The following is a 16,209-nucleotide window of genomic DNA, read 5'->3' on the forward strand; positions in this document are numbered from 1 at the left end:
AATACGGTGTGTTTATCGATAAATGGCGACTATTTCGCCTCCCTGTCTGGAGGTTAAACAAGATAAAACGTTTAACCCAGATAATATGAGTGATATGTCACAATTACTGATCCTACTTCTGTATTAGAGTAAATCATTAGATTAAACGTTTAACTTGGCTTGTTTATCCGCGGGTATGACCATTAAAAAAATCACAATTACCGATGTGGCTAAGTTTGCCAGCGTCTCAGTGGCGACAGTTTCATTAGCTATAAGTGGCAAAGGGCGTATCTCTGGGGCAACCGCTGACCGGGTCAATCAGGCAATCGAACAGTTAGGTTATGTGCGTAACCGCCAGGCGGCACAATTACGCGGTGGTGAGTCCGGCGTGATTGGCTTGATTGTGCGCGATATCGGCGATCCGTTTTATGCCGCAATGACAGCGGGTTTGAGTGAGGCGATTGAGGCAGAGGGCAAATTGCTGTTTCTGACGCAAAGTGGTCGCGAGGGCAAAGGTCTATTGCGCTGCTTCGATACCCTTATCGCTCAGGGTGTTGACGGCTTGGTCCTCGGCGGGGGAGCCAAACGTGAGATGGGATTGCAGGAGAAGGCGGCAGAGCATGATATCCCATTGATTTGCGCGGCACGGTCGAATGTGTTGGAAGGTGTGGATGTCGTGCGCCCTGATAATATGCAGGCGGCTAAAATGGCCACTGAGTTTTTGATTGGCCGTGGTCACCGGCAAATTGCCTACCTTGGCGGGCACTCGCATTCATTGACGCGGGCAGAGCGCTTGGGAGGCTTCTGCGCCACGTTGGTTCAATATGGCCTGCCATTCCGTTCTGAATGGGTGGTTGAATGTGACGGGCAACAGCAGGCGGCGGCAGATGCGGCAGAAGAGCTGCTACGTTATCACCCCAATGTCAGTGCCATCATTTGTCATCAGGCATCAGTGGCATTGGGGGCTTACTTTGGTATCTTACGCACCGGTCGGACTATTGGTAGTGCTGGTGTAGACACCTATCTAGATCAACAAGTGGCACTGATTGGTTTTGGTGACGTGCCGGCAGCCGAATTAACCGAACCACCACTCACCTTTATCACCAGTTCCGCCAGAGAAATTGGTTACAGTGCCGGGCAGCGGTTACTCCAGCGTATTGCCGGTGTTGACCTGCAACTGCAAAATGTCATATTACCGCCGGTGTTGATCCGCCGAGGGTCTGCTTGATCATGCCTGATCTTGGGGGTTATTCATTAACGCCAAAGCATCGACATCGCCCGCGGTAATCAGATGCAGGTTGCGGCTGATATCTTCTATCGGCCAGTCCCACCAAGCAATAGCCTCGAGTTTAGCTATCGTTACTGGTGGGAAGCGGCTCTTAATCACGGTTGCCGGGTTGCCCCCCACAATGCTATAAGCCGGTACATCACGCGTCACTACCGCTCGTGATGAAATGATGGCACCATTGCCGATGGTCACACCTGGCATGATAAGTACGTCATAACCAATCCAAACATCATTTCCAACGCAGGTATCGCCTTTATAGGGCAGTTCATCCATTGATGGCGTGACGCGCTCCCAACCATTGCCAAAAATATTGAAAGGATAAGTCGAAATACCTGAAATTTTATGATTGGCGCCATTCATGATGAATTGAACCCCGCGTGCCAGCGCGCAGAATTTGCCAATAATCAGTTTGTCACCAATAAACGGGTAGTGATAGAGCACGTTGCGCTCGAAGTTTTCCGAATCTTGTGGATCGTCGTAATAGGTATAATCCCCGATAATAATATTCGGGTTGTTCGTTGTATTTTTGATAAAGCAAACCTGCGGAAAGCCTAGCATAGGGTGCTTGCCGTCGGGGTTGGGGCCGGTCATAAGTTTATCTGTCATTGCAACCTCCTGCGTACTGTTTGGATCCAGAGATAAAAAAACGGAGCCATCAGGCTCCGTTCTATGTGTTATTACTGCGACTTATTGCAACAACTATTGTGCCGGAACCGCAGGTTCTGCTGGGGTTGCTGGCATCTCTTCTGGTGCGCTGCCGGTGTCTTCTTCAGCAGGTGCCCCGCCAAACATACCAAACAGGCCAACAAACTCTTGCAGTGACATTTTCTGGCCATTCAAATTGACCTGATTATCAGCAAAATGGAAGCTGCTGCTGATAACATCATCTTTGGTGGTGGTCAGTTTAAACATCTGGCCCATAGCGGCAATGCCTTGAACCTGTTGTTGTGCCAGCTTCTGAGCTTCTTCCGGGCTGTAGCCTTGCAGGCGTGCGGCCTGGGTCGTCAACTCAGTTGCCATTGGCATCGGGATAGTCAGGGTTGCGTCAACTTTCTTCACTGACTGTGCTAACAGGGGTTCAGCACTTGCTTTAGTCTGCGCCGGATCAACCAAGTCGATATTCAGGGTAAAGGTACTTTCCCCTTTAGCGTTTTTCCAGCTCAGTGGCGCAATGCTCACGGTTGGATTGCCTTTTAACAGCCCTGGAAGATTGGCAATTAACATCTCAGTCATTTGCTCTTGATAGGCAACAGGATCGAGATTTTCACCAGCCTGAACGGCTTTCAGCACTTGTTGATTATACGCGCTGGTGAACTGCTTCAGGTTTTGGCCATCAAGCTTGTCAAAGGCAAAGGCTAATTTACCGGAACCGAAATCATTACCCTGAATTTTTAATGCATCGAGGGTGTAGCTCAGTTTGCCGTTCAGGTCTTTATCCGTTTCACCCAATTGGGTATTAAGGTTAAAGCCAACCAGTGTTGCCATCTCTTTGCCATCAAGACTGAAACCAATTTGCTTGATAGCGACTTGCTGATCACCAATGCTGAGATCAAATTTACCCATTTTGCTGTCACTTTTCAGCGTCAGGCCCTGCACGCTGAATTGTTCCAGTTGGTCCCACTGATTTTTGCTGGTGAAGACGATATTCTCGCTGCTACCACTCATCTTCACATTACGCATATCGCGCGAAACATCGGCATCAATGGTAGCACCAGAGAATTTCATGCTGGTGGTATTTTGCTGATAGTCGATAGGAATAAAGGTAATGGCGGAAGAGGTATCACCGCTGTATGAAATGCGTGAATCCGCAGTAAACGGTGATTGGCCCTTGGTAACATCAAATAGCTTTTTCAATGCAGGGGTATTGGCAAGTTCGGTATGTACCGATGCCATGCTCGGGATCAAATTGAATTTCTTCAACTGCGCGAACGGGAATGGGCCGTGATCGATAGTTTCGATAAAAGCGATTTCATCACCGTCTTTTAACGCTTTTTCACCCACGACACTGCTATCTGCTTGCAGCACATAGCGAACCTGGCTACGGAACAAACCACGTTGGTAATCTGTATAGGCGAGTTTGACACCGGCTTTAGGCAGCAATGTTCTGATCTGCCCGTTTGCGGTGTTAACCAGCTCGCCCATCCGTTGTTCAATCAGTTTGCCGGTATACCATGAGGCTCCAGTCCATGCTGCGCCAAGTACGACAATGACGCTGACAGCCACTAACGATTTTTTCATTGTTCTGTTCATCCTTTTCTAATACACCAAATTCACTATGTTGAACGCGGTAATGAGTTGCTGGTGAAAAACCACCCAAGAGAATGCCTGAAAAACAGTATTCACCAAATTAATATAGGCATAGATTAACCGGACACAAATATTATTGCGACGATAACTATCCTGAAACGGCAAGTGCGAGTTCTGCGTAATAACAAAACCCCGTCATTGCGACTATGGAATCTATCTATCACGACAGCAAAAAGCCAGTTATTGACAACAAAATGAGTGACTTCGTTCAGTCTGCGTTGTAAACACGCGCAATAGAGCCAATTCCTTGCACTGTAACCGGTGATTCATTCGCCGGGATAAAACAGGATTCGCCTGGTTGTAGTGTTATTTCCTGCTGCTGTTTTTTCAATACCGCCTGACCCTGAATACAAAACACAATTGCCGCACTAGGTTGTGCCAACACTTGAGTCTCGGCCGTTACTGTATGCAGTGAAAAAGCAAAATCCTCAACAGGGATAGGGAAGGCCAGTTCATTGCCTTGCTGTTTTGGCGTGGTCAGCAGAGTATCAGCCGGTTTGGGGATAAATTGCAGATTGGCCATCAGTTCGGGAATATCGATAAACTTGGGTGTCAGGCCCGCGCGTAATACGTTATCGGAGTTTGCCATCACCTCTAGTGCCACGCCGTTGAGGTAGGCGTGCGGTGTTTCAGCATACAGGAACATGGCTTCACCCGGTTGCAGGGTCACGACATTTAGCAATAAGGGGGAGAACAAGCCGCTGTCATCAGGGTAAAAACGCGAGATACTGCGGATGGTATCCCAAGGTTCACCTAACTGGTTATTTAAGGCTGCTTTCAAAATTCCCAGCGCGAGCGTTTTTGGGTCACCAGCCAAACTCAGCAAACTGGCAAACAGAGCCGCTAAGTGTTCAGTATCCGGTTCGCGCAGGAATGCGGCGATATCGGGATGCGCTGCCGCCAAGGGGTGGAGTAATGCCTGAATATCTTCCAGTGTACGGAAACCATTCATAGCCTGAAAGGGTGTTAGCGCATAGACCAGCTCCGGCTTATGGTTGGCATCTTTATAATTTCTTTCGCCGGCATCCAGTGGGATACCCGCCTGATTCTCTTTGGCAAAACCAATTTCGGCGGCGGTTTTACTGGGATGAACCTGAATCGATAACGGTTGTGCCGCACAAAGTACTTTGAACAGGAATGGTAGCTCACCAAAACGGTTGAAAACATCATGGCCCAGATTAGCATCGGGATCTTGTTCGATCACATCACGCAATGAATGCCACTGGCCGTTAGCATCTGCCACCTGTGAGCTGCTCTTCGGATGCGCGCCCATCCACAGTTCAGCCATCGGTTTCCCCTGTGGATTTGCTATGCCATAAAGCTGAGTGAGGGCGTCAGTACTGCCCCAAGCGTAGTTTTGCACTGCATTCTTCATCTTTTGCATATTTACATTCTGCCGTTTGTTAAGGGCCAAATTAAGGGTTACACACAAATCAGTTATTTTATATGACTAATCGCGCCTGGCCCTGCCGCCCAATAAAATTGTCCCTTAGTAAACAATGGCGCTACGGGGGTTGCAAGTAGTAATCGGAGGGTGGGGGGCCAATTGAACGAAAACGGGCACTACTGCCGTTTAATGTCGCGAAGAGGGCGTAACATCGACGCCCCTATTTAGGAAAGTGAGAAAACCGCTAAGGTAAATACGGCGAAAATCACCGAGCAAAAGATAGCGCTTGCCCTTGCCATCCAGTGGTACGCAGGAATTGTTCCCAGGTTAAACTGGCCGGATTTACTTGTCGGCTCCAAAGCAGATCTCGCTCTTTACGGAAGTAACCGTACTCTACCGTATACTCAGCCATACCGATTACCTCATCCACTAATCCCCCAATGCTGGAAAATGTGGGGAAGTGTTGACATAGCTCCTCACGTGTAAACGCCGAGCTGTAGCGGGCTTTTTTCCCCGTGACACGGCTAAACGTTTCAACCATCTCTTTGGGTGAAATGATCTCCCCGATAACAGGCAAAGATTGGCCCGCGTACAGGTCCTTATCATCAAAAATCGCTAACACCGCTGGGCCGGTCGCTGTCAATGGGTCGACAAAAGGTGCGCAAAAATCTTCAGGTAGATAGAGAGGAAAGACTAAAGTATCTCCTTCCATTCGTGGCTGATAGAACTCAAGTAGATTAGTGTAAAAAAACGCCATGTAGATAAATGAACTGGTGACGGGCAGTGTACGAATGTAGCTCTCAACCCGGCTCTTATCGGTAAAGTGTGGCACCCACTTTTTCCCTTCGGTAATCTTTTCTACGTTTTCCAGACTAGAGAATACAATATGTTTTACCCCCGCTTCGACGGCGGCATCTGCTATTTGTTTACCTAACGCTGTTTCGTGTGTTTCCGCGTGGCTTGCCTGCGGCGTGATAGCGGGCGTCATCAGAAACGCGCCATATGCCCCTTTAAATGCTTGAACAAACGTCTCTTTATGGCCCAACTCTAGCGGCACTGCCATGAGTTCTGCACCCTGAAGCGCCAGCTCTTGCGCTTCAGGGGAATCTACCCGCCGCGTTAACGCGCGTACTCGGTAGCGCTGACTCTCTAGTAGCGTGCGCACCACACTACGCCCTTGTTTACTCAATGCTCCCACCACTGTGATGAGTGGTTTGCTATTCGATAACATCAACTGTCTCCTGATCATCCCTACAACATGAACTTGCATTATGATGACGGCTGAGGGATAAGAGAAATCGATTGTTTTATATTAAGGAATCCACCAAATGGATACCACACGGATAGACCTAAACCTGTTGGTCACCCTGGAAGCTTTGCTTGCTGAACAGAATGTAACGAAGGCCGCAGCGCGACTTAATCTCAGCCAGCCCGCAGTTAGTGCGCAACTGAATCGCTTGAGAGAGGTATTTGACGACCCTTTGCTGGTTCCTGCGCGACGGGGGATGACGCCGACTGCAAAAGCGCTGGAGTTACTTACTCCGCTGCGTGCGTCTTTGGACCAACTGCGCCGCACGCTGCAATCGCACAAGGATTTTTATCCCGAGCGGGCTCAACTGACGGTCACCATTGCTGGTACTGACTACATACAGGCTGCGGTCGTCATGCCGCTGGTTTTGGCCTTACGGCAAAGATCTCCGGGGGTCCGCATTGCCGTTCGTCACTATAATCCGAGCCAGTTGGAACAACAGTTGGCCAGTGGCGAGGTTGATATAGCGGTTATTACACAAGGTGCCTATCATGCGCGTCTAAGAGCACGCCATTTGTTCGATGAAACTTATGTACTCATCGGGCGGAAGGACCACCCAGGGCTTAGAGACAAGTTAACAATGGCAGATTTTAGCCAACTAGAGCATGTCATTGTTTCACCTTCTGGGGGCAGCTTCACCACACCAATAGACGATGCTCTGGCGGCATTCGGATTTCAACGTAATGTTGTTATGTCGGCAGCGTCATTCCTTTTTGTTCCAGAGATAGTCGCCACTAGCGACCTTGTTGCTTTAATTCCACGGCGATTGTGGCAAGTGCAGGGGCAGTCGGATCGATTCACGATGGTTGAGGTTGGCTGGCTTGCGGAGCAATTTGATGTCAGCTTAGTTTGGCATGAGCGCAGTCATAGTCATGCTGGCCATGGTTGGATCCGAGATTTGATGGTTGAACTGAGTGGTCACAAGGATGAGTGTGCTAATTAGCGGTGTGTTTTAGCCGCCGGCTCGTTATGAGAATATTGATCACAAAATGATATAAATGCGAATCAATCGCATAAAGGTGACAGCAAATGTGCCATGATAGTTGTCATGTCGCCAGTGAGACTGGTATGACAATACCTCAACCGTTCAGTTCTACATGCTAAGGAGACCGTGATGGCGACCACCCGCAGTGAAAAAGACTCTATGGGGCCTATCGATGTACCAGCAAATCAATTATGGGGCGCACAAACCCAGCGTTCACTGGAACATTTCCGTATCTCGCAAGAAAAAATGCCGACGGCACTGATCCATGCTCTGGCACTGACCAAACGGGCAGCGGCGCAGGTCAACATGGATTTAGGGCTACTACCAGCCGAACGGGCAAAGGCCATCATGCGCGCCGCAGATGAAGTTCTGGAAGAGTGTCATCCGAGTGAGTTTCCACTGTCTATCTGGCAAACCGGGTCTGGTACCCAGACCAACATGAATATGAATGAGGTTTTGGCGAACCGTGCCAGTGAGTTGTTAGGTGGCGAGCGCGGAAACAATCGGTTAGTGCATCCTAATGATGATGTGAATAAAAGCCAAAGTTCAAATGATGTCTTCCCAACGGCGATGCATGTTGCTGCGGTTATCGGGTTGCGGCAACATCTGTTACCGGAACTCAAAACATTGCAGGAGACACTGGCACACAAAGCGGACGCCTTTCGCGATATCGTGAAGATTGGACGGACGCATTTGCAAGATGCTACGCCATTGACCTTAGGGCAGGAGATATCAGGCTGGGTGGCGATGCTATCCCACAGCGTGCAGCATATTGAAGCGACTATTCCTCATCTGTGTGAGTTGGCGTTAGGGGGGACGGCGGTAGGAACCGGGCTGAATACCCATCCAGAATATGCCGTGCGAGTAGCCAAAGAGATTGCGGCGCTTACCCATCAACCATTTATCACTGCGCCTAATAAGTTTGAGTCATTAGCGGCTTGTGATGCATTAGTTCATGGTCATGGGGCTTTAAAAGGACTTGCGGCTTCATTGATGAAAATTGCCAACGATGTGCGCTGGTTGTCCTCCGGCCCTCGCTGTGGCATTGGTGAAATCGCGATTCCTGAGAATGAACCGGGCAGTTCAATCATGCCTGGCAAAGTGAATCCGACACAGTGTGAAGCCATGACGATGTTATGCGCACAGGTTATGGGTAACGACGTGGCCATCAATATTGGTGGAGCATCCGGTAATTTTGAGTTGAACGTCTTCCGCCCGTTGGTGATTCATAACTTCCTGCAATCAATTCGTTTGCTGGCCGATGGTATGCGCGGTTTTAATGAACATTGCGCGGTGGGTATTGAGCCAAATCGTGACCGTATAACGCAGTTACTGAATGAGTCTTTGATGTTAGTTACCGCGTTGAATACCCATATTGGTTATGACAAAGCTGCCGAGATTGCCAAAAAGGCCCATAAAGAAGGGCTTACACTCAAAGCTGCCGCCTTGAAATTAGGCTATCTGACCGGAGAACAGTTTGATGAATGGGTCAAGCCGGAAGATATGGTTGGCAGTATGAAATAACGGCCAGCCAAACAAACGATTAACGCCGGTCCTTATGACTGGCGTTTTTTACGGATAAAAAACCGGTGTTATCAACCGTCAAACTCAGATCTCCGTTTTCTATACGGCAGCTACTATCAGCAATACAACTTGTCTAAAGGAAACATCGATGGATGAGAACCATAAAGAATTCAGCAGGGAAAGTTTTATCGTTACGACAGACAAATCTCGCTTCGATATTCATGCTATGCACGCATTTTTAACATGCTCTTCCTGGGCTCCAGGAATTGATCTGGAAACGGTCAGACTTTCCGTTAAAAATAGCCTTTGTTTTGGACTGTTTGATGAAAAAAGACAGATTGGGTTTGCCCGTCTGGTCACTGATTATGCCACTTTTGGCTATTTATGTGATGTGTATGTGCTTGAAGAGTACCAGGGATTAGGTTTAGCAAAGTGGCTGGTCGAATGCAGTCAGGCTCATCCGGTTACAACCAGCCTTAGACGGATTATGCTCGTTACGGACACTGCCGCTTTCCTTTATAAAAAGACTGGTTTTCAGGCGATCAATCGTCACGACTTTGTATGGCAGATAAACCGTCCAGATATCTATCTTAAAAAATGTATATGAATTCGTTATGGTTATTGCCCGTACTGGAATTGATCTTGGCAACGCATTATTTATTCAACGTCGATATACAGATGCAGTCTTGCCACCAGTAACCGCAGAGGTTTGGCATCCGGCTTATATTTATGCTTAATTTGGTTGATATCATAGTCTATTAACTCACCTAACTTAGGCAATTCCGCCGCTGATTGTGCCTGGCAAAAAGCAATTAACGGCATAGGGCAGGGGTGTTGCACTTGCTTTTGCTGTTCCTGATACCAGACTCGCGCGATAGGCTGCACTTTTACTGGCCGCTTAATCTTCAGGCGGGTATTTTCAGGTAAACGTTTTACATCATTAATTTCCAAGCTAATTAATTCCATCCACTGTTCGCGGCTAAAAGGCGGCACCGCGCGCCCGGCATTAAGGCTTTTATTCAGTTGAACTAAGATCTCTTCACGGGTGACATTCTTAATTATATGTTTGTTGGCCCAGCCGAAACGCACAGAACTAGGATTGATGAGTGGAGTAATGGTGCGGTAAGTATTTAAGGTAATCAGACCATGCAAATGGGTATGCACAAACTCGAAACGTTGCTCACTCGGTAAGCCAGACTCGACGGTTATGATATGTTCCAACTCATTTTTCAACTGATTAATCTGAGCAATAGTATTTTCACATTCCCCCTGTTGCCTATCACTCACGCTGAAACACAGTACCCCGGGTAAGCGCAGGGCCGCTTTACTGCTCGCATTTTGCCCCTGATGATGAATAAACAACCGCTGGTAATGTTGTAACCCCAGTTCTTTTGCTTCATTACCGACTTTTGCGGTAACGCTGATTTTCTCAATAGGTTGATGTTCGGTACCTTTTTCAATTTCAGGCAGCGAAAATACACGGGCTGCGAGTAGGGGGAGCGCATTAAGTTGCTGGTGGAGATGATCTAATGCAATTTCCAGTGCAGCAAAACTGCCATTCATTCGCTCAATCAAATCATACTTAGCCATTATCTTTTCCAATTAAGCTGATTTTAGTTACAACATACATTGTGTCATATCAGTAAAAACAGCACCATGAAAGCCTGTTGTTAACTTTAATAAAGGGGATATCTATACGTAATGGTAAAAGATTCGCTAGATAGTGGGGCATTAATTAATATAATGCCCATACTGATAATCAGGTTAAGTGCGCCAAGACAATTTTAGTGGCCGATGCTAATACATCCCGGCGTGGTTCTGCTTCTTTCTTAAGCTGCGTAAAGTAAACCACTAATACCAGTGGCGCGCCTTTCGCGGGCCATAACACCGCGACGTCATTTGTCGTACCATAATCACCACTGCCAGTTTTATCCCCGACAATCCAATCGGTAGGGACGCCCGCACGAATACTGGCCCCGCCGGTAGTATTGCCCTTAAGCCATTGTGTGAGTTGTTCCCGCTGTGGGGTTGCAAGCGCATCACCTAATACCAGTTTGTTTACACTGGCTGCCATAGCCGCAGGTGTTGTGGTATCTCGAGGATCATTTGGCAAAGCAGTATTTAACTCAGGTTCCCAACGATCCAGTCTGAATGTCTGATCACCAATACTACGGGCAAACTGGTTAACCGCCTCGAGTCCCCCCAACTGTTTGATTAACAAATTGGCTGCCGTGTTATCACTATACTGAATAGTCGCTGCGCACAGTTCTGCAACCGTCATCCCTTGTGCTAAATGTTTGCGCGTAATCGGTGCATAATCGAGTAAGTCACTTTCACGATAAATAATGTGTTTACTGAGTAGATTTGGCTGAGATTGGCTATGACCCAACACTGCGGCGGCCAACATTAATTTGAAGGTACTACAGAATGGAAAGCGCTGGCCGCCACGATAGTGAACTTTGGTGCCCTTGTCGGTATTGATTAACGCCAATCCTAAACGGCCATTTGACGATTTTTCAAGTTCAGCGAGTTGATTATCTAATGACATTTTAGCCCCAGCCGCCCAGGATGGTAGTGTAAAATTGAGCAATGGCACGGTGAGACCAGCTAATAATAGCGAACGCCGCAACGGTGAATGTTTCATTCCTGAATCTCGCAAGTGGGAAGAAAAATTTGCCTCTAAACACATGGCGCAGATAGGCAAATTGTTAAGAATTTTCATCAGGCAGTTTACAGTAAGTTATATCAAATAAGGGAAGGGAAAAATTTAAACAATGCCGCATATCGAGGAAATTGATGCCGTGTTACATGCCGCAGGCCGCGATAAACAAGGCTAAATGCCATTCAAAGTGACATATTAGCCTTGTTGGGGGCAGGTAGCTCAAATATTAAGCCAATGCTTTAGCTTTCAATTGCTGGTATTCGCTTTCAGTTATCGTGCCTTCATCCAATAATTTCTTGGCATCAGAAATCTGTTCTGCTGGTGATTTCCCCGCAACCTGGCGGATATAATCATTGGTATCAGATACCGACTTCTGTACCGTAGCGCGATAACGCTGCGCCATGCCTTTCCCTCGGGTAATGAGATACAAAAGAGACGTGAGGAGCGGGATGAAAAGCAGAAATACAATCCAGATTGCTTTATAAAAGCCGCCTAACTCATGATCACGGAAGAGGTCAGAAATGACTTGAAATAGAATCAGTAAGTAAGCAATAAAGAAGAAAATTGAAAACGTTGTTACCAGTATGTCCCAAAGCGTAAGAAAGTGACTTGCCATATGTTCTCCTGAAAAAATAAATTAAGGAAATATTTTTCGTAAAATCCCTAAATACGTTAGATACTTAATTTACACGCTAACTAGCAGTAATCCTGTATTAAGTTTCATATTAATAATAGATACATAGGCGACAGGACGTCAAATTATAGTTTGGCGCCCAATAGATCTTATCTCGATAATTAAAGATTAAATTCGTGCGGCTTCTGGCAATTTACGTAATCGCTGCCCGACATACAGTGCTAGCAGTAGCAGCGTCGCAATAAACCCCACCACCCCAGTCCAGCCTAAATTAAGCCAGAAAATGCCCCCCAATGTTCCCGCTACGCTAGAACCGGCATAATAGCAAAATAGGTAGAGTGATGAGGCTTGAGCTTTAGCGCGACGAGCGCGGCGCCCAATCCAACTACTGGCAACCGAGTGAGCAGCAAAGAAACCGGCTGTAAATATCATCATGCCGAAAAGAATCGTAATCACCGGGTGGAAACTGGTAATAATAACACCGGCCAGCATCATACTTATTGCGGCTAATAATACCGGCCCACGACCATATCGGCTGGTGAGCGAACCTGCTTTCGGTGAACTATAAGAACCCGTCAGATACACTATCGATAATAATCCCACCACTGCTTGACTCATATAATAAGGCTGAGCCAACAAGCGGTATCCAATGTAATTAAATAAGGTGACAAAGCTGCCCATTATCAGAAAACCTTCGGCAAACAGCAGTGGTAAGCCTGGGTCACGCCAGTGCAGCTTGAAATTAATCACCAGTGTTCTAGGGCGTAACGACGTTGGGCGGAAATGTTTAGACGGCGGGAGAATTCGCCAAAACATGCAAGCGGCAGCTAAAGCAAACAACCCAATAACCGCCAGTGCAATACGCCAGGAAAAGAAGTCACTCAACACCCCCGTCACCAGGCGGCCACTCATCCCTCCAATGGAATTGCCGCTGATATACAAGCCCATGGAGAGTGCGACAAAACTTGGATGAATCTCCTCACTGAGGTAGGTCATGGCCACAGCAGCAACGCCGCTTAAGGACAGACCAATCAATGCCCGCATCAACAAAATCCCTTGCCAACTGGTCATAAAGGCACAAATTAAAGTACAGATAGCCGCCAGCATTAGCGCAACGACCATGACCGACTTACGTCCAATGGCATCGGAAAGTGGGCCGGTAAACATCAGGCCAAACGCTAACATGCCGGTGGCGGCTGAAAGCGATAAGCTGCTGCCCGCAGGTGAGATATTAAAGTCTTGAGATAACAGTGGCAGGATGGGTTGTACACAATAGAGCAGGGCGAATGTAGCTAATCCTGCTGAAAAGAAAGCCAGTGTCACACGGATAAATTCTGGTGTACCACGTTGAATATATGGCCGTTTAGTTAAACGTGTAACCTCGGGGAGCGGAACTAACGAAGTTGCACCATCGTGTGCTGCGGATGTCGGCGCTACGGTGGTCGTAGTGCGCAAAGAGGTGGTCACGGTATTTCCTTATCAATAACCCAATTAAAGACTGTCTGTTTCGATTTAGCCACTATTTAGCTTAATGAGAAGAGCATAGAAATAGCTGAGTTTTTTGTCTAATATATTAATTATTATAAATGAGACTTTAAACATATCAATGGAGCACAATGAGTATTGAACTCAGACATTTACGTTATTTCATTGCCGTAGCAGAAGAATTGCACTTTGGTAGGGCGGCAGAGCGCTTGCGCATTTCTCAGCCACCACTCAGCCAGCAAATTCAGAGTTTGGAAGAGCAAATTGGTGCCCGACTCTTGGCGCGTAACAACCGTAATGTCAGCCTGACCCAAGCCGGCTCCTTGTTTTTAAAGGAGTCTTACCAAATTTTAGCCCAAGTGCATTCGGCAGCGGAAAAAGCGGGGCGTTTGCATCGCGGAGAATCCGGCGAACTGACTATCGGTTTTACTTCATCGGCACCTTTTATTAGCACGGTATCTAAAAATTTACAGGCATTCCGGCAACTGCATCCTCAAGTGCATATCAAAATGCGGGAAGTTAACAGTAGACAGCAAATTGAACCCTTACTGGATGGGCGGCTTGATCTTGGCGTAATGCGCAATACACGATTGCCGGAGGCACTGCAATATCGTCTGTTGTTACGTGAACCTTTGGTTGCCGTTGTCCACGAAAAAAGCCCCTTAGCGGCTTTACCTTCGGGGAGTGTTAAATTTAGCTCACTGGCAGAACAACCCTTTGTTTTCTTTTCGCGTGAAGTGGGTACTGCCCTGTATGATGAAATCCTCGCACTATTAACCCGCGCGGGTATCACGCCTTATATTACGCAAGAAGTAGGAGAGGCGATGACCATCGTCGGTTTGGTGTCCTCTGGTTTGGGCGTGTCGATACTGCCGGCCTCATTTACCCGAGTAAAAGTGGATGGGGTGAAATATTTACCTTTGGCTGAACCTGAAGCCACCACCGAAGTGTGGTTGGTTAATCATAAACATCGGCCAGTAACCGCCCCAGCAGAAGCGTTGATTCGCTTGATGGTTAAGGATACTCAAGCGACGCCCGCCAACTGACTCCGTATAAATAACCAGCAGTAAAGCCAGGAAAACCGGTGATTATGTGCAGTAAATCACATAACTAATCAAATAGTTGACGGCATATACTAAAAGCCCCAACATAGCCGATAATCTTTATTTAGAAGCGCGAAAAATACTCGGTTGGCAGAGAAGGAGCCGGTTCAGTGATAACGGATGGACAGCCTGGGCACATTGATCAAATCAAGCAGACCAATGCAGGAGCCGTTTATCGGCTGATTGATTTGTTCGGCCCAATATCCCGTATTGAACTGTCTAAACGGGCGCAACTGGCCCCGGCCAGTATCACGAAGATTGTGCGGGAACTGGTTGAGGCTCATCTGGTCAAAGAGACCGAATATCAAGATATTGGCAGCCGTGGGCGGCCTGCCATTGGTTTAGTTCTTGATACCGAAGCTTGGCATTATGTCTCTGGGCGTATCAGTCGCGGTTCTATTACTCTCGCCTTGCGTGATCTCAGCAGTAAACTGGTGGTTGAGGATCAAATTCCGTTACCGGATAGTCATCCTGAACCGCTACTTAATCGTATTCTCAATGAAGTTGATCAATTCTTTATTCGGCATCAAGACAAGCTTGAGCGGTTAACTGCGATTGCAATTACTATGCCTGGCATCATTGATGCCCCGGCGGGTATTGTGCATAAAATGCCGTTTTATGATGTTGATGAGATGCTGCTTGGCCCAGCACTGGAACAGCGCACGGGATTACCTGTCTATCTACAACACGATATTTGTGCCTGGACGATGGCCGAAGCACTGTATGGTGCTTCACGTGGCTGTCAGAATGTCATCCAGGTGGTGATTGATCATAACGTCGGTGCTGGTGTTATCACTGCCGGAAGGGTATTGCACGCAGGTAGTCGTAGCGTAGTGGAGATTGGTCATACTCAGGTGGATCCCTACGGCAAGCGCTGTTATTGCGGTAATCATGGCTGCCTTGAGACAGTTGCCAGTATCGAGAATATGTTGGAAATTGCCCAGCAACGATTAAATGGTTCAATGAGTTCGCTATTACACAGTTCTCCACTGAATGTTGAATCTTTATGTGATGCGGCGCTGGCGGGCGATCAGTTAGCTAAAGATATTATTCTGGGCGTTGGCCACAGTGTTGGCCGAATTATTGCCATTATGGTCAATTTATTTAACCCGGAAAAAATTCTGGTCGGTTCCCCATTAAATAAAGCCGCATCTATTCTACATCCGGCAATTGCGTCATGTATTCGTCAACAAGCACTACCTGCTTACAGTGAGAATATTCTGGTTGAACCTACAGCATTTTTTAATCAGGGCACAATGCCAGGAGCTGCATTAGTAAAAGAAGCGTTATATAACGGTTCATTATTGGTGAAGTTGCTGCAAGGGTAAGGTATTAACACTAATAATTATGGGTTAATTATTAGTGGGTATGTACGATGTATTCCTCCTATTATTTGGTGTTATCCGTTAAAAACCTCTCTCAGTTCGGCAAAACCTTGCGCTAACGCAAGCTGTCTGTTGTCGGCATCGCCTAGACTTTTATCCATGTTGCCAATTTCGCTAATGTTAGGCGGAAAGACTTGAGTCTAAGTGGCCAGATTGCGGAG

At 47.4% G+C, this 16,209-nt stretch carries 14 protein-coding genes; 6 read left to right on the forward strand and 8 right to left on the reverse strand.

Annotated elements, in window-relative coordinates; genetic code table 11:
* Positions 1-175 precede the first annotated feature (175 nt).
* The gene (gene malI, locus Q2T72_RS11205) at positions 176-1,207 is read left to right on the forward strand and encodes a Mal regulon transcriptional regulator MalI (protein ID WP_372569174.1); all 1,032 of its coding nucleotides are present in this window, start codon (positions 176-178) and stop codon (positions 1,205-1,207) included.
* On the opposite strand, the gene vat(F) is transcribed toward malI, so the two are convergent.
* The 4 genes from vat(F) to Q2T72_RS11225 all read right to left on the reverse strand — a co-directional run bounded on the left by vat(F) (position 1,208) and on the right by Q2T72_RS11225 (position 6,192).
* Positions 1,208-1,873, reverse strand: a complete 666-nt coding sequence (vat(F), locus tag Q2T72_RS11210; RefSeq protein WP_372569175.1) for a streptogramin A O-acetyltransferase Vat(F) — start codon at positions 1,871-1,873, stop codon at positions 1,208-1,210.
* 93 nt (positions 1,874-1,966) lie between these two features.
* Positions 1,967-3,505, reverse strand: a complete 1,539-nt coding sequence (locus tag Q2T72_RS11215) for a YdgA family protein (protein WP_083158860.1) — start codon at positions 3,503-3,505, stop codon at positions 1,967-1,969.
* A gap of 277 nt (positions 3,506-3,782) precedes the next feature.
* The gene (gene manA, locus Q2T72_RS11220; protein ID WP_372569176.1) at positions 3,783-4,958 is read right to left on the reverse strand and encodes a mannose-6-phosphate isomerase; all 1,176 of its coding nucleotides are present in this window, start codon (positions 4,956-4,958) and stop codon (positions 3,783-3,785) included.
* Positions 4,959-5,226: 268 nt separating this feature from the next.
* A complete protein-coding gene (locus Q2T72_RS11225) occupies positions 5,227-6,192 on the reverse strand; it encodes an NmrA/HSCARG family protein (RefSeq protein ID WP_083158858.1) in 966 nt (321 codons plus the stop codon).
* A 97-nt stretch (positions 6,193-6,289) separates the two neighbouring features.
* On the opposite strand from Q2T72_RS11225, the gene Q2T72_RS11230 reads away from it, so the two are divergent.
* From Q2T72_RS11230 to Q2T72_RS11240, 3 genes are all read left to right on the forward strand, one after another.
* On the forward strand, positions 6,290-7,213 hold the full coding sequence (locus tag Q2T72_RS11230; RefSeq protein WP_372569177.1) for a LysR family transcriptional regulator: 924 nt from the start codon (positions 6,290-6,292) through the stop codon (positions 7,211-7,213).
* A gap of 171 nt (positions 7,214-7,384) precedes the next feature.
* Positions 7,385-8,779 carry a class II fumarate hydratase gene (fumC, locus tag Q2T72_RS11235; protein WP_372569178.1) on the forward strand — a complete coding sequence of 465 codons (1,395 nt, stop codon included), beginning with the start codon at positions 7,385-7,387 and terminating at the stop codon, positions 8,777-8,779.
* A gap of 148 nt (positions 8,780-8,927) precedes the next feature.
* On the forward strand, positions 8,928-9,386 hold the full coding sequence (locus Q2T72_RS11240) for a GNAT family N-acetyltransferase (protein WP_372569179.1): 459 nt from the start codon (positions 8,928-8,930) through the stop codon (positions 9,384-9,386).
* A gap of 50 nt (positions 9,387-9,436) precedes the next feature.
* Here the strand turns inward: Q2T72_RS11240 and tus are convergent, their stop codons facing one another.
* The 4 genes from tus to Q2T72_RS11260 all read right to left on the reverse strand — a co-directional run bounded on the left by tus (position 9,437) and on the right by Q2T72_RS11260 (position 13,542).
* A complete protein-coding gene (gene tus / locus Q2T72_RS11245; protein WP_372569180.1) occupies positions 9,437-10,369 on the reverse strand; it encodes a DNA replication terminus site-binding protein in 933 nt (310 codons plus the stop codon).
* Positions 10,370-10,538: 169 nt separating this feature from the next.
* Complete coding sequence (gene bla / locus Q2T72_RS11250; RefSeq protein WP_372569181.1) at positions 10,539-11,423, reverse strand: class A beta-lactamase; 885 nt, start codon at positions 11,421-11,423, stop codon at positions 10,539-10,541.
* 244 nt (positions 11,424-11,667) lie between these two features.
* Positions 11,668-12,057, reverse strand: a complete 390-nt coding sequence (locus Q2T72_RS11255; RefSeq protein WP_083158851.1) for an SHOCT domain-containing protein — start codon at positions 12,055-12,057, stop codon at positions 11,668-11,670.
* A gap of 186 nt (positions 12,058-12,243) precedes the next feature.
* On the reverse strand, positions 12,244-13,542 hold the full coding sequence (locus Q2T72_RS11260) for an MFS transporter (protein WP_372569182.1): 1,299 nt from the start codon (positions 13,540-13,542) through the stop codon (positions 12,244-12,246).
* A gap of 149 nt (positions 13,543-13,691) precedes the next feature.
* Here Q2T72_RS11260 and Q2T72_RS11265 point away from each other — a divergent pair, with 149 nt between their 5' ends.
* The gene (locus Q2T72_RS11265) at positions 13,692-14,606 is read left to right on the forward strand and encodes a LysR substrate-binding domain-containing protein (protein ID WP_372569183.1); all 915 of its coding nucleotides are present in this window, start codon (positions 13,692-13,694) and stop codon (positions 14,604-14,606) included.
* Between the two features lie 167 nt (positions 14,607-14,773).
* On the forward strand, positions 14,774-15,991 hold the full coding sequence (gene mlc / locus Q2T72_RS11270) for an ROK family transcriptional regulator Mlc (protein ID WP_083158848.1): 1,218 nt from the start codon (positions 14,774-14,776) through the stop codon (positions 15,989-15,991).
* The last annotated feature ends 218 nt before the right edge of the window (positions 15,992-16,209 follow it).

Origin of the sequence: Yersinia sp. 2466 StPb PI, assembly GCF_041538325.1 — a bacterium.
Taxonomy (GTDB): domain Bacteria; phylum Pseudomonadota; class Gammaproteobacteria; order Enterobacterales; family Enterobacteriaceae; genus Yersinia; species Yersinia enterocolitica_E.